Source organism: Citrifermentans bremense (genome assembly GCF_014218275.1).
In the GTDB taxonomy this organism is placed as follows: Bacteria; Desulfobacterota; Desulfuromonadia; order Geobacterales; family Geobacteraceae; genus Geomonas; species Geomonas pelophila.
The window spans coordinates 3244984-3269078 of sequence record NZ_AP023213.1 but is presented as its reverse complement, the minus strand read 5'-3'; the positions used below and the strand labels follow the sequence as shown (position 1 = coordinate 3269078).

Here is a 24095-nt window from a genome sequence, read left to right as displayed (position 1 = left end):
TGCTGAACGGCTTTTTAGTGATCGACAAGCCGGCCGGTGTCACCTCGCATGACATCGTGTCGAAGGTGCGTCGCGCCATCAATCAGAAAAAAGTGGGGCATACGGGAACCCTCGACCCCTTCGCCACGGGCGTACTGCCGGTGGCCGTTGGCGAGGGGACGAAGGCGATCCAGTTCTTGGACGAGTCGGAGAAGGAGTACCGGGCCGTATTGAGGCTGGGGATCGCCACCGACACCCAGGACCTGACCGGGCAGGTGCTCTCCGAGCGCGACTGGTCGCACCTGGAGGCGTCGGACCTGGAACGGCTCGCGCCGCAATTTCTCGGGCTCCAGAAGCAGATGCCTCCCATGTTCTCCGCCATCAAAAAGGATGGCGTCCCGCTCTACAAGCTGGCGCGCAAGGGGATCGAGGTGGAGCGCGAGGCGCGCGAGGTGGAAATCCACGCGCTCTGCTTCGAGTGGATCCGCCTCCCCGAGGCCTGCTTCACCGTTACCTGCTCGCGCGGCACCTACGTCAGGACCCTTGCCAGCGACATCGGCGAGGCGCTTGGGTGCGGTGCGCACCTCCTCGAACTGCGGCGCACGAGAAGCGGCCTTTTCCGCGAGGCCGACGCCATCAGCATCGAGGCGCTGGCCGAGGCGGTGAACCAGGAGGACCTGATCCTCCCGCTGGACCGGGCTCTCGACCACCTGCAACGGCTGGAGCTCACCGAGGCGGGGGGGAGGAAGGTGCAAAACGGCGTGGTGCCGCAAGCTGCGGATTTCACCACCGCAACCGGAGAGTTCAGGCAGGGCGAGCAGGTGCGACTCTATCAGGGGGAACGTTTTGCTGCAGTAGCCGAGTACGACATGCTCAAAGGGCTCCGATTGGCGCGCGTATTTAACTAGTATTGTGCTTTACAGCCTGTTGCTTTTATGGTACACAGTTCGGATGCTTCAACTGCCGCGGCTTAACCTCGGCGCTGGCAGAATTTATAAACGAGAAGGACGAAGGGGGAAAATTAAATGCTGGTAACTGACAAGAAGCAGGAAATCGTCAATGCTCACAAGCGTCATGATTCCGATACGGGTTCGCCTGAAGTGCAGATCGCACTTCTCTCCGAGCGTATCACTTATCTGACTGAGCACTTCAAAACCCACAAAAAAGACCATCACAGCCGTCGCGGGCTGCTGAAGATAGTCGGTCAGAGAAGGGGTCTTCTCGACTACCTGAAGAAGAAGGATGTGGAGCGGTACAAGGCCATCATCGCGAAACTCGGTATCAGAAGGTAAGGTAAGGAAAAAGGCAACATGCCTCTACGGGGTATGTTGCCTTTCACTTTCATCACTTAAGGGCCTTGTGCCCTTTTTCTCGTTGGGGGCGTGGATAAAACCGCCTTGCTGTGCTGGCTCGCAGGGCGCTTTTATCGGCGGCCCCAACACCAACCGTAAAAATCTCTAAATTGGAGGCCGAAGAATGGTACACACCGTACAAGCAGAATGCTGTGGCAAGACAATCACAATCGAAACCGGAAAGATCGCGAAGCAGGCAAGCGGCGCGGTCATGATCAAAAGCGGCGACACCATGGTGCTCGTCACCGCCGTCGCCTTGAAGAGCGCCAAGGAAGGGCAGGGCTTCTTCCCGCTCACCGTCAACTACCAGGAGAAGGCTTACGCGGGCGGCCGCATCCCCGGCTCCTTCTTCAAGCGCGAAGGTCGTCCCTCCGACAACGAGACCCTGACCTGCCGTCTCATCGACCGCCCGATCCGCCCGCTGTTCCCGGAAGGGTTCCTGAACGACACCCAGGTCATGGCGACCGTGGTTTCGGCCGACAAGGACAACGACCCTGGCATCCTCTCCATGATCGGCGCCTCCGCGGCCCTGATGGTCTCCGACGTTCCCTTTGCAGGTCCCATCGCCGGCGTCAAGGTGGGGCGTGTCGACGGCCAGTTCGTCGCCAACCCCACCGCTGAGCAGGAGGAAAAGAGCGATCTCGAGATCGTGATCGCCGCCAGCCAGGACGCGATTCTGATGGTTGAAGGTTCCGCCTCCGAGGTTTCCGAGGACGACCTGCTGGAAGCCATCTTTTTCGGCCACAAAGCGGTGCAGCCGGTCCTCGCGGCCCAGCTGGAACTTGCCAAGAAGGTCGGCACCCCGAAGCGCGAAATCCCGGCGCCGGTGGTGAACGAGGCGCTCAAGGCGCGCGTCGCCGCTTTGGCCAAAGAGGGGATGAAGCAGGCGGTCCGCATCAAGACCAAGGTCGAGCGTCATCTGGCCATCGACGCCATCGCCGACGAGACCGTGGCGGCGCTTGCCACCGAATTCGAAGGCTCCGAGAAGGAGATCAAGGGGTTCATCGAAGACCTCGAGTACGACCTCGTGCGTGAGCACATCATCAAGGACGGCCAGAGGATCGACGGCCGCGACACCAAGACCATCCGCAACATCTCCACCGAAGTAAGCCTGCTCCCCCGCGCCCACGGCTCCGCCCTGTTCACCCGCGGCGAGACCCAGTCCATCGTGGCTGCGACACTCGGCACCTCGGTTGACGAGCAGCGCATCGACTCGCTCTACGGCGATTCCAGGAAGAAGTTCATGCTGCACTACAACTTCCCCCCGTACTCCGTCGGCGAGACCAGCTTCCGTCTCGCTCCGGGGCGCCGCGAGATCGGCCACGGCATGCTCGCCGAGCGCGCCCTGCAGCAGGTGCTCCCTAAGCATGACGACTTCCCCTACACCATCAGGATCGTCTCCGACATCACCGAGAGCAACGGCTCCTCCTCGATGGCTACCGTCTGCGGCGGTTCGCTGTCCATGATGGACGCAGGCATCCCGATCAAGGCTCCGGTGGCCGGTATTGCCATGGGCCTCATCAAGGAAGGCGACGACTTCGCCATCCTCTCCGACATCCTCGGCGACGAAGATCACCTGGGGGACATGGACTTCAAAGTGGCAGGTACCGCAGAAGGCGTCACCGCGCTGCAGATGGACATCAAGATCGGCGGCGTAACCCGCGAGATCATGAGCGCCGCCCTGGCGCAGGCCAAAGCAGGTAGGATCCACATCCTGGGCGAGATGGCCAAGACCATCGCCGCACCGCGCGGCGACCTCTCCGCCTTCGCGCCGCGCATCACCACCATCTGGGTCAAGGTCGACAAGATCCGCGACGTTATTGGTTCCGGCGGCAAGAACATCCGGAGCGTCACCGAGGCGACCGGGGTTTCCATCGACATCGACGACACCGGCAAGATCAATATCGCTTCCACCAACAAGGAAGCCTGCGACCTCGCCATCAAGATGATCAGGAACCTCACCGCCGAGGCCGAAGAAGGGAAGCTCTACATGGGCACCGTCAAGAAGATCATGGAATTCGGCGCCTTCGTCGAGATCTTCCCGGGAACCGACGGTCTGGTCCACGTCTCCGAGCTCGACACCGAGCGCGTCAAGAACGTGAGCGACATCCTCAAAGAAGGGGACAAGGTCCTGGTCAAGTGCATCGGCATCGACAAGCAGGGCAAGATCAAGCTCTCCCGCAAAGAGGCTCTGGGTCAGACTTTCACCGAATAATCGTTCTCATTTGAGAGCTGGCAATTTATGGCAATCCGGGTATAGTTCAAGCCATGATTAAAAAGACCACCCTAAATAACGGGATACGCGTCATCACTGAGCGTATCCCGTACGCCAGCTCGGTTTCCATCGGCATCTGGGTCGCCAACGGCTCCCGCCATGAAAGGCGGGAGTCCAACGGCGTCGCCCATTTCATCGAGCACCTGCTCTTCAAGGGGACCGAGAGGCGCTCCTCCCTCGACATAGCCCGCGAGATCGACTCGGTAGGGGGCGTTTTGAACGCCTTCACCAGCCGCGAGTACGTCTGCTACTACGCCAAGGTCCTGGACAAGTTCCTCCCCAAGGCCGTCGACCTGCTTACCGACATCTTCCTCCATTCCACCTTCGACCCCGGTGAGATCGAAAAGGAGCGCCGCGTGGTGCTCCAAGAGATCAACATGATGGAGGACACCCCCGACGACCTGATCCACGACCTGTTCCACCAGCACTTCTGGAAGGGGCACCCGCTGGGGATGTCCATCCTGGGGGACGCCGAGAGCGTCACCGGCCTCTCCCGCGACGCCATCATCGCCTACAAGGATCGGATGTACCGCTCCGACGACGTCATCGTCACCGCTGCAGGGAACCTGACTCACGACAAGCTGACCGCCCTTTTGGAGGAGTACCTGCACTCCGTCCCCTCCGGCAACGGCAGGACCGAATCGGCGCCTCCCGTCTACGAGCGGAGGATCGAGCTGATCGAGAAGGAACTGGAGCAGATCCACGTCTGCCTCGGCCTCAAAGGGGTGCAGCAGAGCCACCCCCAGCGCTACGATGCCTTCATCATGAACGCCATCCTGGGGGGCTCGATGAGTTCGCGTCTCTTCCAGGAAGTGCGTGAGAAAAGCGGCCTTGCCTATTCCGTCTATTCCTACATCGCCTCCCACGCAGACGCCGGTTCGCTGGTGGTCTACGCCGGGGCAAGCCCCGAGAACCAGGCCGAACTCCTGGAGATCATGCTGCGCGAGATCGGGCGCTTCAAAAAAGAACCGGTCCCGGCCGAGCAGCTGGAGGGTGCCCGCGAGCAGCTCAAGGGAAACCTCCTTCTCTCCCTGGAGTCCAGCGACAACCGCATGTCGCGCCTTGCCAAGAACGAGATCTACTTCGGCACCCCGCTGCCGCTCTCCGAGATCATGGAGGGGTTCGACCGGGTCACCGCTGAGAGCATCCAGACCCTCGCTGTAGACATCCTCGACAATTCCGCGCTCACCCTGGTCATGCTGGGGCGGATCGGCACACCTTCCTTCAAAGCTGACGACATAAACGTCTGAGATGGGTAGCCTGCCTGTCCGGATAAAGAGGTTGAGGGCGACCCCGCTTCCCTGCTACATGACGGAGCACGCGGCCGGCGTCGACCTCTGCGCGTCGCTTGCCGCCGATTTCGTGCTGGCACCGGGAGAGAGGGCGCTGGTCCCGACCGGGCTTGCCATCGAGCTCCCGCCGGGATTCGAGGCGCAGGTCAGGCCCAGAAGCGGCCTCGCTCTACGCCACGGCATCGCGCTGGTGAACTCGCCTGGGACTATCGATGCAGACTACCGCGGCGAGATCGGCGTGATCCTGATCAACCTGGGGAGCGAGCCTTTCACGGTAAGCGACGGCGAGCGCATTGCCCAGATGGTGTTCGCCCGCTGCGAGCGCGCCGAGTTCATCGAGGTCGAGGAGCTGGGCGACACCGCGCGCGGCGCCGGCGGCTTCGGGCACACGGGAAGATAGAGAAAACAGATTAAGATTAAGATTAAGACTGAGACTGAGACTGAGACTGAGGCTGAGGCTCTCAGAAGAAGTACTGGAACAACAACCTGCCGCGCGGTTTTCCCGCCGCGCAGCCGCGTCACCCATTCTTCAACCAACCATCGGGGGCAGGCATATGAAAGATCCACGCTTAAGACAATTCGCTGAAGTCCTGGTCGACTACTCCGCTCGCGTCCAGAAGGGGGACGTGGTGCTCATCTCCTGCGCCGGCACCGAAGGCGCGCCCTTGGTCAAGGAACTCTACGCGCTCTGCCTGGAGCGGGGCGCAAAGTACGTCGAATACGAGTTCACCATCCCCGACATCAACCGCTACTTCTACAACCTCGCCAGCGCCGAGCAGCTCTCCTACTTCCCGCAGCACAAGCTCGATTTCATGAAGCAGGCCGACGTCTACATCGGGCTCACCGCGGCGGACAACTCGATGGTGATGGCCAAGGCGAAGCAGTCCAGCATGATCGCCTGGTCCAAGGTGGTGCGACCCATCATCGACCAGCGCGTAAAGCACACCCGCTGGGTGATCACCCGCTATCCGACCCAGTCGGCGGCCCAGGAAGCGCGCATGAGCCTGGACGAGTACGAGGATTACCTCTTCGCGGCCTGCTGCATGGACTGGGAGGAGGAATCGCGGAAGCAGGACGCGCTGAAGGCGTGCGTCGACGCGGCGGACCGGGTGCGCATCAAGGCATCGGACACCGATCTCTCCTTCAGCATCAAGGGGCTCCCCGGCATCAAGTGCGACGGGCGCCTCAACATCCCCGACGGTGAGGTCTTCACCGCGCCGGTGCGTAACTCGGTGCAGGGGTACATCACCTACAACTGCCCCACCGTCTACCAGGGGAAGGAATTCAACAACATCCGCCTCGAATTCGAGAACGGCCGCATCGTGCGCGCCAACTCGCCGGGGATGGACGAGGAGCTGAACCGCATCCTCGATACCGACGACGGAGCGCGCTACGTGGGGGAATTCGCCATCGGAGTCAACCCGAAGATCACGGTGCCGATGCGCAACATCCTCTTCGACGAGAAGATTTTCGGCTCCATCCACTTCACCCCGGGGCAGGCCTACGACGAGTGCGACAACGGCAACCGCTCCGCGGTCCATTGGGACATGGTCAAGATACTGGCGGGCGACGGCGAACTGTGGTTCGACGATATCCTGATCCAGAAGGACGGACTCTTCGTCCACGAGCCCCTGCTCGGTCTCAACCCGGAGGTTTAGCAGGGAGTAGAAAGACGACCTTTTGGCATTGGTCGCCCGCGGAAGACAAAAGCTGCAGCGGATTGACTCAGTTCGCTTCTTCTGATAGATTCGAGGCTGGATAAGAAATGACGGAGAAACAGATGGCACCCATTCATGCACAGTTCAAGCAAATATTCTCTCTTCTGGAAATCGTTCCGGTACGTCGTGACGCGCAAGCTGTCACTGTGACGGAGGGGATAGTATAGGCTTAAGCAGCATGTTTTTCCAAAGCCCCCCACCGACACAGGTCAGTGGGGGGCTTTTTATTTGGAGCTTTCGTCATGATTCCCTTGTTAAAGCCCACATACTGGAGGCCGCATGTCGCCTTGGATGTCGGCACCGCAACCACGCGCATCGCTGCAGGTAGCCGGTTGATGGAGCAACCGTCGATGATCGATGGGAAAAGGGCTCTGCGCGGGGGGGTGGTGGTAGACGCTGAGGCAGCATCGCATATCCTGAAGCCGCTACTGGACAGTGCCAAGGTCTGCGGCATCGTCAAACCCTGTGTACTGGCCTGTGCTCCAAGCGATGCTCGATATGAAGAGCGACAGTCGCTGGTCGACGCGATCATGAGGTCCGGGGCGGCATCGGCCGAGGTGATTCCTGAGCCGCTGGCTGCCGCGATCGGCGCGGGGATCGACGTATCGTCACCCTACGCCAGGATGGTGGTGGATATAGGTGAAGGCGTGACCGATTGCGCGATCATCAGTTCCAGCGAAATCCGTGCTTGCTGCGCGGTCAGGACCGGGTGCGCCCGTATGCGCTCGGCCATCGTGAAAGACCTGGGCTGCAGCGGGTACGGCGACGAATTTGCCGACCACCTGATGCGCCGCTGCGGCCTGGACCGTTCCCCGGAAGAGATCGGGAGCATCACTGTCGCGGCCTCGATAGAACTGGTGCTGGAAGAGATCGCCTGCAAGCTCTCTTCTTTCGTGCGCGATCTACCCGCCGAGATGGGATGCGATGTCATCGACTCGGGGATCTGCCTAACCGGGGGCGGCGCTCTCATACCCGGGGTACGGCGCTTTCTCGAAGAGCGGATCGGCATCAGCATCTCTGTCGCCGACAACCCGCGACACTCCGTAGTCGAGGGGGCTCGGGCGATACTGCCGGTCATGCTGATGCTGAACCGTTGGGACTGATTCTATGCTGCTAAAGCAGCGACACTATAACCTGGAGGTTTCACCATGAAAAACACGCGCAACGCGCAACGCCACGTAGTCATCACCGACTTTGACCTGGAGCGTTTGGAGGCCTTGATCGACAAAGTGCGCTCCACCCAGACGCGAGACAGCAAGAACCTGCAAGAGCTGGGAGAGGAACTGGTTCGGGCCGAGGTGGTCGATCCGGCGGGCATCCCACCGGATGTGATCACCATGAATTCGAGGGTTTGCCTGCAGGATCTCGATTCCAAGGAAGAGTTGATTTACACGCTGGTCTTTCCCAACGAGGCTGACCTGGCCAGCGGCAGGATCTCGATCCTGGCGCCGGTCGGCACCGCCATGATAGGCTTCAGGACCGGCGACCGCATCACCTGGCCTGTCCCCGGAGGGATGAAGAACCTGAAGGTGAAGAAGATCCTCTACCAGCCTGAAGCGGCCGGGGATTACCATCTTTAGGAAGTTGTGGCTCTCTGCAGCAGGCAGGAGGGGGAGAGGTTCTTCCCTGCTGCAGACAGCGAAGCATGACAGGAACAGGGAGGGCGGAAACGGTGCAGAGGTGATCGAGGTCGCTGCTCAGCTGCGATCAATGGTGGACGGGGCCACATTTATATATTATAAATAACTCCGCTCTGAGACTGTGGTGCGCCGAGGCGAGCCACGGCCGGCGACATCCTGATCCAGAAGGCGTCCTCCTCACTTCGAGCGTCTCTGGAAATCAACCCGGTGACTAGACATGCTCCTGGAAATAAATCCCGACAACCCGCAGCCGCGGCTGGTAGCCAAGGTGGTGGAGATACTGAAAAACGGAGGGGTGGTCGCCTACCCGACCGACACCACCTACGGCATCGGCTGCAGCATCTTCAGCAAGAAGGGAATCGAGCGCATCTACCAGGTCAAGCAGCGCGACCGCAAGAAGCCCTTCTCCTTCATCTGCTCGGACATATCCGAGATCTCGCGCTACGCCAGGGTCTCCAACTACGCCTTCAAGCAGCTGCGCCGGCTGCTTCCCGGCCCGTACACCTTCGTCCTGGAGGCGAACAGCGTGGTGCCGGACCTGGTAACGACCAAGCAGAGGACGGTTGGCATCCGCATGCCCGACAACAACATCTGTCTCGCCATCGTGAAGGAGCTGGGCCACCCCATCGTCACCACCAGCGCCAACCTCTCCGGCGAGGACCCCATCGGCAATCCCTGGCAGGTCGAACACGAGCTGGGCAAACTCCTGGATCTCGTGGTCGACGGCGGCGACCTCTCCGCCGACGTGAGCTCCGTGGTGAGCCTCATAGGCGACTCCCCCGAAATCCTCCGGAAGGGGGTAGGGGACGTGAGCTGGTGCGAATGATGCGCCCGTCGGTAACGAGGTCAGCACTCCATGCGTAAAAGAACCGTCCGCAGCGGGATCCGCGCCATCTCCGCCGCCATCATCTCCCTCATGGTTGCCACCTTCTTCCATGGCAGCCTCGCCGAGTTCTTCCTGCTCGGGCTGGACGGAGAGGCTCGGCTGGTGTTCTTCGGCTTTTTCCTGGCCGGCGTGCTGGGAGGGTTCGGGGTCCTGGTTGCCGCCATCGGGCTCCTGCAGAGCGAGACACCCCACCCGAAGGCACGTCTTTCATCGAGCATCCTGCTTCTTTTTTCCCTGATTTTCCTCTTCTTAGTCCTCACCTACACCTCGTTCACCAACCCGCCGCCATCGAGGCTCGCACCGGGTGAGAGCATAAACATCTGAGACAAGTTCCCAGGCCCCGCCACACGCGTCATCCCCGCCTCCAATTAAATCCGCTCCCCCTCAACCTTAACCTTAACCTTAGCCTCCCTTTTATGATATATTGGGCCGGTTGTTAATAATGAGAACCCGGAGGGTGGCATGTTTCGTCTCACCATTCACACTGCCTTCGCTGCAGCCCACAACCTGATCAACTACCAGGGGGACTGCGAGAACCTGCATGGCCACAACTGGAAGGTCGAAGTCTCGGTAACGACCAACGAGCTGGACAAGGCCGGCCTCGGCATCGACTTCAAGATCCTCAAGCGGGAGACCAACGCCCTCTTGAAGACCCTGGACCACAAGTACCTGAACGAGCTTCCCCCATTCTCGGAGGTATCTCCCTCTTCCGAGAACATCGCGCGCTACCTTTATCATGAGCTGATCAAGATCCTTGGCAGCGACAAGGTCAAGGTGGAGATGGTCACCGTGTGGGAGTCGGATTTCGCCGCCGCGAGCTACTATGAGTAAGGCTCTTTGCGCCCCCCTGGTGGAGTGCTTTTCCTCGATCCAGGGGGAGGGGGTCCTGGTCGGCCTGCGCCAGGTATTCTTGAGGCTTGCCGGCTGCAACCTGAACTGCTCCTTTTGCGATACCCCCGGCATGAGCGAAACGCCCGACGAGTGCCTGCTGGAGCTCACCCCGGGGCGACGCGACTTCTTCAAGGTGCCGAACCCGGTAGGCCTTGAGCGGGTTGCGACGCTCCTGGAGAGCTGGACCGCGGGGTGGCCTGGCATCCACCACTCCATCAGCGTCACCGGCGGGGAGCCGCTGCTTTACGCCGCAGAACTCAAGGAGTGGCTCCCGGTGCTGAGAGGCCTGCTTCCGGTTTATCTTGAGACCAACGGGTCCCTTCCCGACGCGCTCGCTCCGCTCATGCCGTACCTCGACTACATCGGGATGGACTTCAAGCTGCCGTCCACCTCCGGCTGCGCCGATCTCTGGGACGCGCACCGCACCTTCCTGGAGACGGCGGCCGAGACCAGCGTCTTCGTGAAGATCGTCGTCGACCAGAGCACCGAGGATTGGGAGATCGAACGCTCCTGCCGGATGATCCTGGACGTGAACCCCGCCATTCCCCTCATCCTGCAGCCGATGACGCTGGGAAACGGCACCGTCGCGCTCCCCGCGCTGAGGATGCTGGAGCTTCAGGAACTCTGCTCGGGGCTGAACGAGGTCCGGGTCATTCCCCAGACGCACAAGTTCATGGGGCAGCTGTAGATCGGGGATCCAGGCTGGAGAAAGGGCTGGGGTAGGGTCAAGGGGGCGTAGGCGGGCCCCCTGTTTCATTTTCCGGGGCTGCCGGTATAATGAGTGGCTGGCATCTGGCCGGGGAGGTAAAGGGTTGAACGGACTTCCAAGGGTAGACGAAATGAACAGGGTGCTGGAGGAGCTTTCCAGCCAGCACCTGAAGGGGAAGGTCAGGGCGCTGAGGCTGAGCCTGATGGCGCTTCTGACTGGCGGTCACATCCTTTTGGAGGACATCCCTGGGCTCGGGAAGACCACCATGGCGCTCGCCTTCGCCGGGTCACTCGGCCTTTCCTTTGGCCGGGTTCAGTGCACCAGCGACCTGCTTCCCTCGGACATCACAGGGCTCTCGGTCTTCGACAGGGAGAGCGGGCGTTTCAACTTCATCAAGGGCCCCGTCTTCAACAACATCGTGCTGGTGGACGAGATCAACCGTGCCATGCCCAAGACGCAGAGCGCGCTTCTGGAGGCGATGGAGGAGCGCCGGGTGACGGTGGAAGGGGTGACCTACCAGCTCCCCGAACCGTTCCTGGTCCTCGCCACCCAGAATCCGGTGGAGCAGGTCGGCACCTACCCCCTTCCCGAATCGCAGATGGACCGCTTCCTGATCAAGACCGGCATCGGCTACCCCCCCGAGGAGATCGAGAAGGGGATCCTGAGGCAGGGGAGCATCAGGGACGATATCCTCCATATCCCCTCCCTGGTGACGCACGAGGAACTGGTCGAGGCTATACGCGCGGTCAAAGAGCGCGTCTACGTAGGTGAGAAGGTGACCGACTACGTCTACGCCATCATCAAGGCGACCCGCAATCATCCCCTGATCCAGGCCGGCCTCTCCACCCGCGGCGGCATCGGGATGGTCGACGCAGCCAAGGCAGCGGCCTACCTTAACGGCCGGGACTTCGTGGCGCCGGAGGATGTACGGGACGTGGCGCACGCGGTATGCCCGCACCGCCTCATTTTCCGCCCCGAGCATGAAGGGGTGGACAAGGAGCAGATATTAAACGCCATCCTGAAAGAGATACCGCTCCCCCTCACATAAAGCTCACCAAGGGGGGAGGGCTGTACATCGCCGCCACGCTGCTTCTGGGGGTCTCCGCAGTCAACACCGGAAACAACCTGCTCTTTCTCATCGTGGCCGCCATGCTCGGCTTCATGGCGGTGACCGGTGTCCTGGGGTGGCTGAACCTCCGGGGGCTCTCCGCGCAGGTCCAGCTTCCCGACGAGGTCTACGCCGGCACCACCACCGCCGTCTCGGTGCGCCTGGAGAACCGCAAGAAAATCCTTCCCTCCTTCCTCATAGACGTCGCGCTCTCGTCCGGCTCGGTCTGGTTTCTCATGCTCCCGCCGCGCCGTCCAGAGTCGGAGTCGCTTTTTCTCACCTTTTCCTCCCGCGGCAAAAGAAGCCTCCCCTGTGCCACGATCAGCTCCCGTTTCCCGGTCAATTTCTTCATCCGCTACACCCGACTCGACCTTCCCGCGACCTTCACCGTCTTCCCTGCGCCGCGACCTCTCGGGCTTTTCTTGCAGGGTGGGAAGCCGGACACGGGGGAGGCGGTCGCCGCTGCTGCCCCCGGCTACGAGGGGGATCTCGCCAAGATCTCGGACTACCGGGGAGGGGAACCGCTCAAACTGATCCACTGGCGCCTCTCCGCCAAGCACGAGGTGTTCAAGGTGAAGGAGCTTTCGGCGACGGCGGGGGAGCCGCTCACACTGGACTTGGAGCGCGTTCCCGGCCGCGACCTGGAGCAGCGCCTCAGCGCCTGCTCCTACCTGGTGAACCGCCTGGTGAAGGGGGGGCGCCAGGTAGGGCTCAGGCTGGGGGAGAAGGTGATCGCGCCGGCTGCCCCTACCCGCGCGCACCGGCTCAAACTCCTGGGAGAACTTGCCCTTTATGGCCAAGCTGAAGATTGAAAAGCTGCTGAACCTCCTTGCCGGCTGCATCGCGCTTCTGGGGTACCTGCCGCTGCAGCCGTACCTTGACCCGCTGCCGAGCTACTTCTTCCCGGCATCGCTCATGATCGCCTTTTACCTGCAGCGAAGCGGCCGAGCGCTGCCGGCGCGCCTGCTCACCCCGCTCTCCATCGCGCTCTTTCTCTACTACGCCGTCGGATTCAGCATGGACCGCCTGGTCCCGGTGACCGGGGACCTCCTGGTGCTCTTTCTCGCCGTCAGGCTTTTGGGGGAGAGAAGCGGCAGGCATTACCTGCAGGCCTTCGCGCTGTCGCTCTTTTGCCTGGCCGCCTCGTCGCTCTACGAGATTTCCGCCATCTTCTTGCTGTACCTGCTGCTTCTGCTGCTCCTTTTGGCCGTGTCGCTCGTGCTCCTCACCTTCCACGCCCAGGACCCCGCCATCTCCCTTACCCCCGAGCAGGGGAAAAGGGTGCTTTCCGTATCGCTCTTTATCCCCGTGGCGTCGCTTCCCATCCTGCTCGTGCTCTTCGTGCTCTTGCCGAGGACCCAGTACCCCCTTTGGCACTTCCTGAACGGCGCGGCAGGGAAGAAGACCGGTCTCTCCGACAGCGTACAACCGGGGGAGACGGCGAGCGTGACCGAAGTGAAAGGAGCAGTGCTGAGGGCGGTCACCGGGAAACTTCCGGAGGAGAAGCTCTACTGGCGCGGCATCGTGCTGAACGGTTTTCGCGGCAACTCCTGGGTGAGGCTACCGGTCCCCGAGGAGCTACCCCCGGTCCAGCGCGGGAGCGCGGTGGTGCAGGAGATCTACCCGGAACGTTCGCAAAACTCCTACCTCCTCGCCCTGAACACCCCCCGCAGCATCACCGGGGTGCGCCACGACGAGGCCAACGACGCCGTCTTCATCTCCCGCCGACCTCTGGACCGGAAGGTGAAGTACGTCGCGGCCTCGGTTTTGGGGGGCGCCCTGGAGGTGAAGAGAGGGATCGACCGCGACTTCTACCTGCAGCTTCCGGCGACGCTCCCAGAGCGCATGCTCGCCAAAGGGCGGGAGCTTGCCCGCGCCGGGCTCGACCCCCGGGAGCGGATGAGGCTTTTGGAGGGGTTCTTCCGCAACCAGAGGATCACCTATGCGAACACGGACCTCCCGGTCGGGCCCCAGCCGCTGGACTCCTTCCTCTTCGATAAAAGGCGGGGCAACTGTGAATACTTCGCCTCCTCCTACGCCACGCTGCTGAGACTTGCAGGCATCCCGTCGCGGCTGGTGGGGGGGTATCGAGGCGGCAGCTACAACGACATGGGGGGGTACTACCTGGTCACCGAGGACATGGCGCACGTCTGGGTCGAGGCTTACCTCGACGGGGCAGGGTGGCAGACGGTCGATCCCAGCGCCTGGGCGGTAGGTGCTGCAAGGCGCGGCGCCGCTGCCAGGGGGCTGTCGATGTACGTCGACGCGGTGAGCTTCTACTGGGACAAGGCGGTGGTAAGCTACGACCTCGACAAGCAGATCGCGCTGGTCAGGCGGGCGGGGAACAAGGCACGCGACCTGCGGCTTCCCGACGGCTTCGTGCGCGGGGCGATGGCCCTGCTGTTCCTGGCGCTGCCGGCCGCGGGGATCGGTTACTGGCTCAGGAAACGGCCGGCAAGCCGTGAGGAGAGGGTGCTGAGGAGCATGCTGAGGGCCGCGCGGAAGCGCTACCCCGGGGAGGTGAGCGGGGAGGAGGGGCTCTTCGAGCTGTCGGCGCGGCTGGGCGATCCCAGGATCCGGGAGTTCACAGCCATCTATGGCGCCGCCGTCTACCGCGACCGCCCGCTGCGCAGGGAAGAGCTCGCACGGTTGAAGGAAATCGTGCGGGAACTGCGTCAGCATGATCCTTGACACCGGACGTAGTTTGTTCTAATTTTAGAAGCTCGCATCTTTCGGCTTCATGAGGCTTTAAGTGGCTACGAAAAAAGAAAAAATCCTCGAAAGCGCCCAGCGCTTCGTTCTTAAAGGACAAATCGACAAGGCGATTAAGGATTACCAGCAAGTGGTGGCCCTGGATCCCTCCGATGTCCGTTACCGCCAACGGCTGGCCGAGCTCCTGGTGCGGGATCGCCGCAAGGAAGAGGCGATCCAACAGTATGAGGTTATCGGCAAGCACTACGCCGATAATTCCTATTTCCTTAAAGCCATTGCCATCTACAAGCAGATCCAGCGTCTCTCTCCCGGCGACACCGCGGTGACGCTCACAATAGCCTCCTTGAACCACCAACAGGGGCTGGTGGGGAATGCGCTCGCCGAATACGGCCAGGTCGCGGCGCAATACGAAAAGGAAGGCGCCCTCAAAGAGGCGCTCCAGGTGGTGGAAAAGATGCTGGACGTGGATGCCGAGCACTGCGCCACCCGCCTCAAACACGCCGAGCTCCTCTTCGCTACCGGCGCCAAGGAAGAGTCCTGCCAGTCCCTGGAGCAGCTCGCCGCCTCGCTGCGCGCACGCGGTCACGCAGCGGATGCCGAGGTGGTGGGGTTCCGCCTGCAGCAGCTTTTCCCGGACAGGGGAAGGGAAGTCACCTCCACCGGACATGAACATCGCGACGACACAGCTCCGGGCGCCATCGAGTCGTTGGAATCCCACGACATCCCCGGCACGGATGCGGATGCCCCCGCCCCCTGGGAGAGCGAGGGCGAGCCGGAAGCGATCGAAGAACTCCCGGATCCTTTCAATCAGCCCCTGCCGGCAGCCGAACTGGAGCAGTCCCCCCCGGTAGGCTCCTGGGAGCCGGAGCCGGATCTCGCCGCCGCACCTGCCGAGGAAGCTCCCGCGCTCGCCTCCTGGGAAGAGGAGATCGAGCTCGACCTGGACGACGATCTCCCGCTGGCGCCCGCCCCGGAGGCGAGTTCCCCGGACCTTGAGGCCGCGTCTCCGGCGATAACCTCCGCCCCTGAACTGGTGCAGCCTGAGGCGCCGGAGGGCGTCGACCTGCAGCTCGATTTTTCCCTGGAACTCGATTTCGACGAGGTGGTGCAGTCGCTGGAGGAGGAGCCGCTGGAGCAGGAAGCTGCCCCGGTGGTCGAGCTGGATGCCGAGGCGGTGCCTGAACTCGCCCTGCCGCAGGAGCTGGGCGTGGCTCTCCCCTGGGAGGAACTGCCGGAGTCGGACGCGCTTGCCGAATCGGAGGAGCTGCCCGAGTTGGAAGACCTCCCTGAACCGGACAACCTGCCCCCGGCGGCAGAGCCGTGGCTTTCGGAGACGCAGGATTGGGACGCCCCGCTGGAGGCGGTGCAGGATGAGGTGCCCGTCCTCTCGCAGCGGCAGCGCGGATGGGAGGAGATCTATCCGGAGAGCGAGGATGTCCCGGAGGCTGAGCTGGACATCCAGGAGCTTGAGTCGCACTACGATCTGGGGATCGGCTACAAAGAGATGGGGATGTACGGCGGAGCCATCAAGGAGTTCGATATCGCCGCGCGCAACCCCCAACGGCGGCTGGACTGCCTTACGCTTCAGGCCATCTGCTATCGCGAGAAGGGGGAGCCCGACCGGGCCGAGGACCTTTTGCGCCGCGGCCTGGCCCTGGAGGTGATCTCCCAGCCCGAGCGGCTCTGCATCTCCTACGAGCTGGCCGTACTGCTGGAGCATTCGGGCGCGACGGACGAGGCGATAGAGTTGTACCGGGAGGTAATCGGCGCTGACCCCGGGTATCACGACGCCTCCCGGAGGCTCTCCGCCCTTTCCGGCGAAGAGCACCTGGACATCATCGAACTGGAAATGGAAGAGGGGTAGCGGCGTCTACCAGGCCAACAGGTTCAGCGGTGGGACCAGGCGGATGGGGGCGTTGAATACCTCGCCATGGAAGGTTGCGGGAAGCGGCGGCAGGGGACCCGAGGCCTCCAGGGTTTTCTGCACCATCCGGTCGTAGACCATGTTCCCCGAACTCTGCAGGATGAAGCTCCCCACGATTTCGCCGTTTCTCGCCACGCTTATGTTGACCACGATGGTCCGCACCTTCTGATCCTTCTGCTCCAGCCACCACTTGTTGTTGACTCCCTGCAAAACCTCCTGGTAGTACGCCTTAACATCGGGGCGCAGCGAATCGCCGTCGCTTAAGCTCTTGAAGTACCCCTTGGTGAGTCCCATCCCGAAAGTGGTCGCGGACCTCTCTTCGGCGGGGGCCGGTTGCGGGGGGGCAGGCTGGGCCTCCGGCTGCTTTTCCTCGACCTGCTGCGGCGGTGCGGGGGGCGTCTCGGGGACCGGTATCGGCTCGGCCTTGGCGGGATCGGGTTCGGGGAGTTCCGGTTCGGCGGCAGCCGGCTTTGCCGCGGGAGCAGCCGGGCGCGGTGTCGCAATGGAGTTCAGGTCGACGTAGGTGACCTGCGGACGGGGTTGTTCCCCCCCTCCGGGAAGGCCCACGAGGATGACGGCACAGACAAGGTGCAGTGCCAGAGAGACCGCGAGGCCGGTGATAAACTGCCGGTTCGGCTTTATCGGCTGGTCCGCTTCGTCAAGCGGCGCTAATACTTCATCCATGGGTACGGCCCATCCTTCTCGCCTGGTTACCTGCTGACACAGCGTTTATCTATATCAAATAAGCGGCGAGCATGGCAATGAAAACAAGAGTTACGCCCACGAAGAAAGGGGATCCGAATAACGGGTCCCCTTTCCTATTACTTCCCCCTCCCTGACCCTACCCCTCCGGGGGCGGGAACAGCCGCCGGTTACTGGTTCTGTGCGTCTACCACGGCAATCGCGGCCATGTTGACAATAGTAGAGACGTCGTCGCCTCTTTGCAGCACGTGGACCGGCTTCTTCATCCCCATCAAAAGCGGCCCGATCGCCTCGGCCCCCCCCAGCCGGTGCAAAAGCTTGTAGCTTATGTTCCCGGAGTTGAGATCGGGGAAGATCAGTATGTTGGCCGGCCCGGTCAGGGTGGAGAAGGTGTAGTTTTCCAAAAGCTCCGGCGTCACCGCGGTGTCCGCCTGCATCTCTCCGTCGATCTCAAGCTCCGGCGCCTTCTGCTTGACGATTTCCACCGCCCTTTTCACCTTGACGGTGAGCGCGTGGTTCACCGATCCGAAGTTGGCGAAGGAGAGCATGGCGATGCGGGGGACGATGTCCAGAAGCCTCACCTTTTCCGCCGCGAGGAGTGCAGTTTCGGCCAGCTCCTCCGCAGTAGGTTCGATCTCCACCGTGGTGTCGGCGAGGAAGTAGATCCCCTTCTTGAACACCATCATGTACATGCCGTGAACGCCGGAGAGCTGAGGCTGCCTCCCGATCACCTCCAGGGCCGGCCTGATGGTGTCGGGGTAGTGCGAGTCGATGCCGGAGAGAAGCGTGTCCGCGTCTCCCATGTGCACCATCATCGAGCCGAAGTGGTTCCTGGACTTGCGGCGCATGATGCGGCGCGCCTCCGAAAGGGTCACCCCCTTTCTCTGGCGTTTCCTGTAGAGCTCCTCGGCGTAACCTTCGGTCAACTCCGAGGTCTCCGGGTCTACGATCGTGGCGTTTAGCTCCATCCCCAGCTCGGCGATCTTCTCCTTCACCTTTGCCTTGTTCCCGATCAGGATCGGGTGCGCGATCCCCTCCTCCACCAGCGCGTAGGCGGCCCTGAGGATCTTCTCGTTGTCACCCTCCGGGAAGACGATCTTCTTCGGGTCGCACTTGGCCTTGTTGATGATCTGGCGCATGGTCTCCTTGGCGCGTCCCTGCAGCGCCTCCAGCCACTCGGTGTACCTGGCCATCTCCTCGATAGGCATCCGGGCGACCCCCGAATCCATGGCCGCCTGGGCCACCGCCGGGGCGATGCGCAAAAGCGCCCGCGGGTCGAACGGCTTGGGGATGATGTAGTTTCTACCGAAGGTGAAGTTCTCGTTGCCGTAGGCGCGGCACACCGAGTCGGGGCAATCCTCGCGTGCGAGCTCCGCCAGGGCGAAAACCGCCGCCTTCTTCATCTCCTCGTTGATGGTGCTGGCCCTGACGTCGAGCGCACCCCGGAAGATGAAGGGGAAGCCGAGCACGTTGTTCACCTGGTTCGGGTAGTCAGACCTCCCGGTCGCCATGATGACGTCGGAGCGGACCGAGAGCGCCTCCTCCGGGGTGATCTCCGGGTCGGGGTTTGCCATGGCCATGATGATGGGGTCTTTCGCCATCTCGCGCACCATCTGCTGGGTGACCGCCCCCTTGGCGGAGACCCCGATGAAGACGTCGGCCCCGCGCATCGCCTCTTCGAGCGTGCGCAGCGGCGTGTCGTTCGCCAGGCGCTCCTTGTACGGGTTCATCCCCTCGACCCTCCCCTTGTAGATCACCCCCTTGGTGTCGCACATGTAGAGGTTCTCCGCTCTCGCCCCCAGCGAGAGGACGAGGTTGGCGCAGGCGATTCCGGCGGCGCCGGCGCCGTTGACCACGATCCTTGTCTTTTCGATTTTCTTGCCGACCAGTTGCAGCGCGTTGATGAGCGCCGCCGAACAGATGATGGCGGTGCCGTGCTGGTCGTCGTGGAAGACCGGGATGTTCATGCTCTTCTTCAGTTCCTCCTCGATGTAGAAGCACTCCGGGGCCTTGATGTCCTCGAGGTTTATGCCGCCGAAGGTAGGCTCCAGAAGCTGCACCACCTTGATCACGTCGTCCGGGTTCTCCGACTTCACCTCCAGGTCGAAGACGTCCAGGTCGGCGAAGCGCTTGAAAAGAACACCTTTCCCCTCCATGACCGGCTTGCCTGCCATGGCTCCTATGTTGCCGAGCCCAAGGACCGCCGTGCCGTTGGAGACGACGGCGACCAGGTTCCCCTTCGCCGTGTAGAGGTAGGCAAGTTCCGGGTCCTTCTCGATGGCGAGACAGGGCTCGGCCACCCCCGGGGTGTAGGCAAGCGAGAGATCGCGGGATGTAAGGCAGGGCTTGGAGGAGATGACCTCGATCTTCCCCTTGCGGCCGCCGGCATGGTATTCGAGTGCGTCCATATTCTTTGCCATTGCTACCTCCTCAAGATGAACTACCCGTCAGAGCTATCAGCTCGTTGACCAAACAACTACTGTCTGTCATTGTTCCGGTCCGGATTGCTGAAGGATGAGGCGCAGGGCCGAAAGGCAAAATTATAGCACGGTGCAGGGGTGCTACAATGTCGGCCTGCTTGCCGCATTTTGAGTGTTTCGGGCACTAAACGAGCTTCAAGCCGCCGGGAATGAGCGCGCTTTCTTGTCAATGGCAGGCGGTCGTTGTACATTGGTTCTGTCGCGGCGTTGACTGCCGCTCTTCTATCAGGCCCTCAGACAGCGGGCAGCGGAGGGGTGCAATGGACAATCTTTGGGCACCATGGCGGGTAGAGTATCTGACACAACCGGCGGACACGGAATGCATCTTCTGTGCGGAGGGAGACGACCGGGAACTCCTGATCCTGCGGCGCACGAGGCTTTCGCGCGTGATGCTGAACCGCTATCCCTACTCCAACGGCCATCTCATGATCTCGCTCAGGCGCCACAGCGCCGACCTGGGGGAACTTACCGGGGACGAACTGCTGGAGCTGATGCGCGAGGTGGCGCTTTGCCGGGACATCCTGGCCCGCTCCAGCGGGGCCCACGGCTTCAACATCGGCATCAACCTGGGCAAGGCCGCGGGCGCCGGCATCGAGGACCACCTGCACCTGCACGTGGTGCCGCGCTGGTTTGGGGACAGCAACTTCATGACCGTAGTGGCGGACGTAAGGGTGATTCCGGAGGCGCTTTTGGCGACCTACGACCGGCTGCTCCCGTTCTTCAGCGCGGCGGGGGAGCTGTGATGGAAGGGGTCTGTATCGGGGTGGACGTAGGGGGGACCAACCTCCGTTTCGCCCTGGTGGACAAAAGCGGAGCGGTGCTTTGCAGGGAGAGCGAGCCGACGGAGAAGGTTGTGGCGTCGGCGCCGTTTGTGGCCCGGCTGCAGGGGGCGCTGCGGCGGCTGCAAGGGGAGGCCGTCGCCGGGGGGGTGAGGGTCGCAGGGGTCGGGATCGGCGTCCCCGGCCTCGTCTCGGCTGAGGGGGTGGTGCTATCCAGCGTCAACCTCCCGGCGCTCAAGGGGGTGGACCTGGGCTCGGAGCTTGCGCGCGCCCTGGGGGTGCCGGTACTGGTCCTAAACGACGCCAACGCCTGCGCCCTCGGCGAGCAGCGCTTCGGCGCCGGCAGGAGGTACCGCTCCTGGCTCATGCTCACCATCGGCACCGGGGTGGGAGCGGGGCTGATTCTGGACGGGCGGCTTTGGACCGGGGCCAACGGGCTGGCCGGCGAGCTGGGGCACCTGACGGTGGAACCGGACGGCCGCCCCTGCGGCTGCGGCAACCGGGGGTGCCTGGAGCAGTACACCTTCGCCACCGCCATCTCTTCGGGAAACGACAGCGCCGCCGCCGTCGCCCGGCGCGCGGCGAGCGGGGATGCCGCGGCTGTCGCCCGCTTCGAGGAGGCCGGACGCTACCTGGGGATCGCAGCGGCCGGGGTGCTAAACCTTTTGAACCTGGAGGCGGTGATCCTGGGAGGTGGGGTGTCCGAGAGTTTCGAGCTCCTGGCCCCGGCGATGCGCCGGGAGATACGCTCCCGCACCCTGGCGCTTCCCGGTGCGGCCGCCTGCGTGGTGAAAGGCGCCTTAGGCCCGGACGCTGGAGTCCTTGGCGCCGCGCAAGCCGCTTTCGATGCCGAAAAAAACTCCTCGCGCTCTCACCTTTCCTGAAACATATGCTATAGTTGCCGCTGGCTCGGCTAAGCGATTTTTATTTCATTAAATGGAGGCGCTTTATGTGGTTCACTAGGAGATTCCTGGCAGTATTTTTCTCCACAGCGGTGCTGCTTCTTCTGGCAGGCGTGTCTTTCGCCGCCCCGGTCTCCCCTGAAAACGCCTTTCGCAGCGCGTTCCCCCAGGTTCCCTTCGACAACATCTCCCCCAGCGAGATAAATGGGGTCTACGAGGTCATCTCCGGGCCCAACATCTTCTACTACTACCCGGAGAAGGACCTAATCATCACCGGCGAGATAGTGGGGAAGGACTTGAAGAGCCGGACGGCGGAGCGCAGGCAGGTGCTCAGCTCCCAGATGGCTGCCAAGGCGGCGGAGGCGGTCAAGGACCTGCCGCTCGACAAGGCGGTCAAGGTGGGGGACGGCAAGAAGAAGGTGATCGAGTTCACCGACCCCGACTGCCCTTACTGCAGGAAGGCCTCCGAATACTTCACCAAGAGAAGCGACGTGACCAGGTACGTCTTCTTCGCGCCGCTGGCACACCCGGCGGCCATCAAGAAGATCGAGTACATCCTTTCCGCCGAGAATAAGGCCGAGGCCTACGACGCCATGATGATGGGCGAGGAGATCCCCCCTCTCGCGAAGCCGGCGAGCGAAGAGGTGAAGAAGCTGGCCCAGGAGCACCTGGCGCTGGCGAGGAAGGTGGGGATCCAGGGGACTCCGACCTTCTTCGTGAAAGGCGAGCAGGTGATCGGCGCCGACACGAAGAAGCTGGATGAGCTTTTGAAATAGACCTAAGGGGAGATGGAGACGGTGCCGAACTTGCCGTCGTAGCCGGGATCGATCTCCACCTCCCCGAGTCGCATCTTGCCGATGCCGCGCGCCAGCGCGGCGCCGGAAACCTCCTCTATCAACTCGACCGGCGCCTCCCTGAGGATGTGGAACTCGTTGCCGATCCGCTCCAGCATGTGGAAGTAAAGTCCCTGCGCCTTTTTCGTCCCCGTCCCCACCTTGAGAGCCCCCCCGATCAGATCCAGAAGCGGTATCAGCGACTGGAAGGGGGGGGCGTTTTTGCGTCTCGCCCCTTCCGGCCGGTCCGCCAGCCGCTCCAGCCTGTGCAGCACCCCGACCGTCACCTTCGCGCCGCAAGCCGGGCAGCGGTAGCCGTTTCGTATCGTCTCTTCGGGGGTGAGGCGCACCCCGCAACAGCGGTGGCCGTCGGCGTGGTATTTCCCCTGCTCGGGGAAAAACTCGATGGTCGAGGCCACCCCGTTTCCCTCAACTATCCCCCGCTGGATCCCACGGTAGGAGAATTCCGTCTGGAACACCGTCGCCTCCCGCCCGAGCTTCGCCCCCGAGTGTGCGTCCGAGTTCGAGACAAGCGTGATGCCGTCCAGGGCTGAGATGCGCCAGTTCATGGCAGGGTCGGAGGAAAGTCCGGTCTCGATGGCGTGCACGTGAGGGGTGAGCTCCTCGAAGCATTCGGCAAGCGAGTCGAAACCGGAGCCCGAGCCGAAGACCGAGAAATGCGGCGTCCAGGCGTGCGCCGGGATCAGCAGCGCATCGGGAGCCGCTTGAAGCACCATCTGCAGCAGTTCCTTGGCGTCGAGTTTCAGGATCGGCCTGCCGTCCGAGCCCAGGTTGCCGATGCGGCAAAGCTGCAGGTTCAGCCGGTGCGCGGCCTGCAGGTCCGGGAGCAGGACCAGGCAGTGCACCTTCCTGGTGCGCCCCCCCTTGCGGTAAATGCAGCTGATCTCAGCCGTAGGCATGAACAGTACCTCGGCGCGGCAACTGGGGGGGACCAGTTGCTGCGCCGGGGCGTGGCACAACCGGAACAGACCCGACTCCGTCTGCACCAGGTCCCTTTCCAGCTCGGCGAGCCACGCCGGATGGGTGCAGTCTCCGGTGCCGACGACGCTGATACCCTTGAGCTGTCCCCAGCGCCAGAGGGAGGCCAAGTCGAGGTCGCGGCTGGTAGCGATGGAAAAGCGGGAATGGATGTGCAGGTCGGCTATGAATGTCACGGCAGTTCCTCGGTAAGGCTTGGAGCAGGCGGTGCGGGTGCTAGATGGAACGAGGGGGGAGCGGGGGGGGGCGGAAAAGAGAGGGGCATCGCCGCCGGGCGATGCCCCGGGGAAACAGCGGGCGTTACGCGTCACTTTTGTTGCCGTCGCCGTCGCGGCTGGCGCCGAACTTGGTGGCGATCTTCTGGCGGTAAGAGACGATGTCCTTTCTAAGGGACGCCAGCTTCGCCATCTTCTCGTCTATCTTCTCGATGTGCTCGTCCAGTATCTCCACCAGCCGCGGAACCATGCGCTCGGTCTGCTTCGCCTCGCCGTAGGCCACGTAAAGATCCTGCATCTCCTTGATGGTGAGGCCCAGTTCCTTGAGCTTGATGATGAACTTGATGCGGCGCACGTAGTAGGGGGTGAAGCCGCGCGTGGCGCCGTCGCTTCTTTGCACGCTTTCGATGATGCCGACTTCCTCCCAGTACCGGATGGTCCTGGTGGTGAGCCCGAGCGATATGGCAAGATCCCCGATCGGGGTTATTTCTTCGCCATCCTTGATGTCGTCCATTGGAGTCCTCTTGGGGAAAAAGTTGAAGATAATCTAGTGCATGGCGCCCCGACTGTCAATTTCTTTCGGCCCGCTGCTGCAAGGTATACGGCGCTTCTTTACTCCAAGGTCGACCGCCAGGCGCGGTGAGCTCCGACTCTTCTTGCGGCGAATTGAAGCAGAACATCCGCTGGCGGTGAAAAACT

The 24095-nt window shown here is 62.5% G+C and carries 23 protein-coding genes; 19 read left to right on the top strand and 4 right to left on the bottom strand.

The features are described from left to right. Nucleotides 1-2 precede the first annotated feature (2 nt). The 16 genes from truB to GEOBRER4_RS14205 all read left to right on the top strand — a co-directional run bounded on the left by truB (nucleotide 3) and on the right by GEOBRER4_RS14205 (nucleotide 16426). Nucleotides 3-887, top strand: a complete 885-nt coding sequence (truB, locus tag GEOBRER4_RS14280; protein WP_226377958.1) for a tRNA pseudouridine(55) synthase TruB — start codon at nucleotides 3-5, stop codon at nucleotides 885-887. Between the two features lie 117 nt (nucleotides 888-1004). Next, a complete protein-coding gene (gene rpsO, locus GEOBRER4_RS14275; protein ID WP_085812027.1) occupies nucleotides 1005-1271 on the top strand; it encodes a 30S ribosomal protein S15 in 267 nt (88 codons plus the stop codon). Between the two features lie 184 nt (nucleotides 1272-1455). Further along, nucleotides 1456-3546: a polyribonucleotide nucleotidyltransferase gene (gene pnp, locus GEOBRER4_RS14270; protein ID WP_185242874.1), complete on the top strand. Its 2091-nt coding sequence runs from the start codon at nucleotides 1456-1458 to the stop codon at nucleotides 3544-3546. A gap of 53 nt (nucleotides 3547-3599) precedes the next feature. Continuing rightward, nucleotides 3600-4856 (top strand): M16 family metallopeptidase, encoded by a 1257-nt coding sequence (locus tag GEOBRER4_RS14265; protein ID WP_185242873.1) that lies wholly within the window; start codon nucleotides 3600-3602, stop codon nucleotides 4854-4856. Between the two features lies 1 nt (nucleotide 4857). Next, complete coding sequence (gene dut / locus GEOBRER4_RS14260; protein WP_085812030.1) at nucleotides 4858-5298, top strand: dUTP diphosphatase; 441 nt, start codon at nucleotides 4858-4860, stop codon at nucleotides 5296-5298. Between the two features lie 154 nt (nucleotides 5299-5452). Beyond that, a complete protein-coding gene (locus GEOBRER4_RS14255) occupies nucleotides 5453-6556 on the top strand; it encodes an aminopeptidase (protein WP_185242872.1) in 1104 nt (367 codons plus the stop codon). A 347-nt stretch (nucleotides 6557-6903) separates the two neighbouring features. Next, entirely contained in the window at nucleotides 6904-7719 is an 816-nt protein-coding gene (locus tag GEOBRER4_RS14250) for a rod shape-determining protein (RefSeq protein ID WP_226377792.1), read from the top strand. Nucleotides 7720-7764: 45 nt separating this feature from the next. Further along, nucleotides 7765-8196 (top strand): nucleoside diphosphate kinase regulator, encoded by a 432-nt coding sequence (gene rnk / locus GEOBRER4_RS14245; protein ID WP_085812033.1) that lies wholly within the window; start codon nucleotides 7765-7767, stop codon nucleotides 8194-8196. Nucleotides 8197-8473: 277 nt separating this feature from the next. Next, entirely contained in the window at nucleotides 8474-9082 is a 609-nt protein-coding gene (locus tag GEOBRER4_RS14240; RefSeq protein WP_085812034.1) for an L-threonylcarbamoyladenylate synthase, read from the top strand. A 30-nt stretch (nucleotides 9083-9112) separates the two neighbouring features. Next, nucleotides 9113-9466, top strand: coding sequence for a hypothetical protein (locus tag GEOBRER4_RS14235; protein ID WP_185242870.1), 354 nt, complete (start codon nucleotides 9113-9115; stop codon nucleotides 9464-9466). A 138-nt stretch (nucleotides 9467-9604) separates the two neighbouring features. Next, nucleotides 9605-9973: a 6-carboxytetrahydropterin synthase QueD gene (gene queD, locus GEOBRER4_RS14230; protein ID WP_185242869.1), complete on the top strand. Its 369-nt coding sequence runs from the start codon at nucleotides 9605-9607 to the stop codon at nucleotides 9971-9973. Beyond that, nucleotides 9966-10721 (top strand): 7-carboxy-7-deazaguanine synthase QueE, encoded by a 756-nt coding sequence (locus GEOBRER4_RS14225; RefSeq protein WP_185242868.1) that lies wholly within the window; start codon nucleotides 9966-9968, stop codon nucleotides 10719-10721. Before queD ends, GEOBRER4_RS14225 begins: the two co-directional genes overlap by 8 nt. A gap of 151 nt (nucleotides 10722-10872) precedes the next feature. Continuing rightward, nucleotides 10873-11790 carry an AAA family ATPase gene (locus tag GEOBRER4_RS14220; protein ID WP_185245338.1) on the top strand — a complete coding sequence of 306 codons (918 nt, stop codon included), beginning with the start codon at nucleotides 10873-10875 and terminating at the stop codon, nucleotides 11788-11790. Nucleotides 11791-11891: 101 nt separating this feature from the next. After that, entirely contained in the window at nucleotides 11892-12662 is a 771-nt protein-coding gene (locus GEOBRER4_RS14215; protein ID WP_226377791.1) for a DUF58 domain-containing protein, read from the top strand. Next, entirely contained in the window at nucleotides 12643-14541 is a 1899-nt protein-coding gene (locus GEOBRER4_RS14210; RefSeq protein ID WP_185242867.1) for a transglutaminase family protein, read from the top strand. The genes GEOBRER4_RS14215 and GEOBRER4_RS14210 overlap by 20 nt, the downstream gene beginning before the upstream one ends. Nucleotides 14542-14602: 61 nt before the next feature. Further along, nucleotides 14603-16426, top strand: a complete 1824-nt coding sequence (locus GEOBRER4_RS14205; protein ID WP_185242866.1) for a tetratricopeptide repeat protein — start codon at nucleotides 14603-14605, stop codon at nucleotides 16424-16426. A 6-nt stretch (nucleotides 16427-16432) separates the two neighbouring features. Here the strand turns inward: GEOBRER4_RS14205 and GEOBRER4_RS14200 are convergent, their stop codons facing one another. Then, nucleotides 16433-17170 carry an energy transducer TonB gene (locus GEOBRER4_RS14200; protein ID WP_185242865.1) on the bottom strand — a complete coding sequence of 246 codons (738 nt, stop codon included), beginning with the start codon at nucleotides 17168-17170 and terminating at the stop codon, nucleotides 16433-16435. A gap of 188 nt (nucleotides 17171-17358) precedes the next feature. Then, complete coding sequence (locus tag GEOBRER4_RS14195; RefSeq protein ID WP_185242864.1) at nucleotides 17359-19608, bottom strand: NADP-dependent malic enzyme; 2250 nt, start codon at nucleotides 19606-19608, stop codon at nucleotides 17359-17361. Between the two features lie 320 nt (nucleotides 19609-19928). Here GEOBRER4_RS14195 and GEOBRER4_RS14190 point away from each other — a divergent pair, with 320 nt between their 5' ends. The 3 genes from GEOBRER4_RS14190 (at nucleotide 19929) to GEOBRER4_RS14180 (ending at nucleotide 22125) form a co-directional block, all read left to right on the top strand. After that, a complete protein-coding gene (locus tag GEOBRER4_RS14190) occupies nucleotides 19929-20411 on the top strand; it encodes an HIT family protein (protein WP_085812044.1) in 483 nt (160 codons plus the stop codon). After that, nucleotides 20411-21331, top strand: a complete 921-nt coding sequence (locus tag GEOBRER4_RS14185; protein WP_185242863.1) for an ROK family protein — start codon at nucleotides 20411-20413, stop codon at nucleotides 21329-21331. The genes GEOBRER4_RS14190 and GEOBRER4_RS14185 overlap by 1 nt, the downstream gene beginning before the upstream one ends. Nucleotides 21332-21396: 65 nt before the next feature. Next, entirely contained in the window at nucleotides 21397-22125 is a 729-nt protein-coding gene (locus tag GEOBRER4_RS14180) for a DsbC family protein (RefSeq protein WP_185242862.1), read from the top strand. 2 nt (nucleotides 22126-22127) lie between these two features. Here the strand turns inward: GEOBRER4_RS14180 and GEOBRER4_RS14175 are convergent, their stop codons facing one another. Both GEOBRER4_RS14175 and GEOBRER4_RS14170 read right to left on the bottom strand, forming a co-directional pair. After that, entirely contained in the window at nucleotides 22128-23357 is a 1230-nt protein-coding gene (locus tag GEOBRER4_RS14175) for an endonuclease Q family protein (RefSeq protein WP_185242861.1), read from the bottom strand. Between the two features lie 124 nt (nucleotides 23358-23481). Then, a complete protein-coding gene (locus GEOBRER4_RS14170) occupies nucleotides 23482-23910 on the bottom strand; it encodes a MerR family transcriptional regulator (protein WP_185242860.1) in 429 nt (142 codons plus the stop codon). Nucleotides 23911-24095 lie beyond the last annotated feature (185 nt).

Coding starts and splice junctions, on each gene's coding strand:
- rpsO (WP_085812027.1), top strand. CDS start 1,005: ATGCTGGTAACTGACAAGAAGCAGGAAATCGTCAATGCTCACAAGCGT.
- pnp (WP_185242874.1), top strand. CDS start 1,456: ATGGTACACACCGTACAAGCAGAATGCTGTGGCAAGACAATCACAATC.
- GEOBRER4_RS14265 (WP_185242873.1), top strand. CDS start 3,600: ATGATTAAAAAGACCACCCTAAATAACGGGATACGCGTCATCACTGAG.
- dut (WP_085812030.1), top strand. CDS start 4,858: ATGGGTAGCCTGCCTGTCCGGATAAAGAGGTTGAGGGCGACCCCGCTT.
- GEOBRER4_RS14255 (WP_185242872.1), top strand. CDS start 5,453: ATGAAAGATCCACGCTTAAGACAATTCGCTGAAGTCCTGGTCGACTAC.
- rnk (WP_085812033.1), top strand. CDS start 7,765: ATGAAAAACACGCGCAACGCGCAACGCCACGTAGTCATCACCGACTTT.
- GEOBRER4_RS14240 (WP_085812034.1), top strand. CDS start 8,474: ATGCTCCTGGAAATAAATCCCGACAACCCGCAGCCGCGGCTGGTAGCC.
- GEOBRER4_RS14235 (WP_185242870.1), top strand. CDS start 9,113: ATGCGTAAAAGAACCGTCCGCAGCGGGATCCGCGCCATCTCCGCCGCC.
- queD (WP_185242869.1), top strand. CDS start 9,605: ATGTTTCGTCTCACCATTCACACTGCCTTCGCTGCAGCCCACAACCTG.
- GEOBRER4_RS14225 (WP_185242868.1), top strand. CDS start 9,966: ATGAGTAAGGCTCTTTGCGCCCCCCTGGTGGAGTGCTTTTCCTCGATC.
- GEOBRER4_RS14220 (WP_185245338.1), top strand. CDS start 10,873: ATGAACAGGGTGCTGGAGGAGCTTTCCAGCCAGCACCTGAAGGGGAAG.
- GEOBRER4_RS14215 (WP_226377791.1), top strand. CDS start 11,892: ATGCTCGGCTTCATGGCGGTGACCGGTGTCCTGGGGTGGCTGAACCTC.
- GEOBRER4_RS14210 (WP_185242867.1), top strand. CDS start 12,643: ATGGCCAAGCTGAAGATTGAAAAGCTGCTGAACCTCCTTGCCGGCTGC.
- GEOBRER4_RS14200 (WP_185242865.1), bottom strand. CDS start 17,170: ATGGATGAAGTATTAGCGCCGCTTGACGAAGCGGACCAGCCGATAAAG.
- GEOBRER4_RS14195 (WP_185242864.1), bottom strand. CDS start 19,608: ATGGCAAAGAATATGGACGCACTCGAATACCATGCCGGCGGCCGCAAG.
- GEOBRER4_RS14190 (WP_085812044.1), top strand. CDS start 19,929: ATGGACAATCTTTGGGCACCATGGCGGGTAGAGTATCTGACACAACCG.
- GEOBRER4_RS14185 (WP_185242863.1), top strand. CDS start 20,411: ATGGAAGGGGTCTGTATCGGGGTGGACGTAGGGGGGACCAACCTCCGT.
- GEOBRER4_RS14180 (WP_185242862.1), top strand. CDS start 21,397: ATGTGGTTCACTAGGAGATTCCTGGCAGTATTTTTCTCCACAGCGGTG.
- GEOBRER4_RS14170 (WP_185242860.1), bottom strand. CDS start 23,910: ATGGACGACATCAAGGATGGCGAAGAAATAACCCCGATCGGGGATCTT.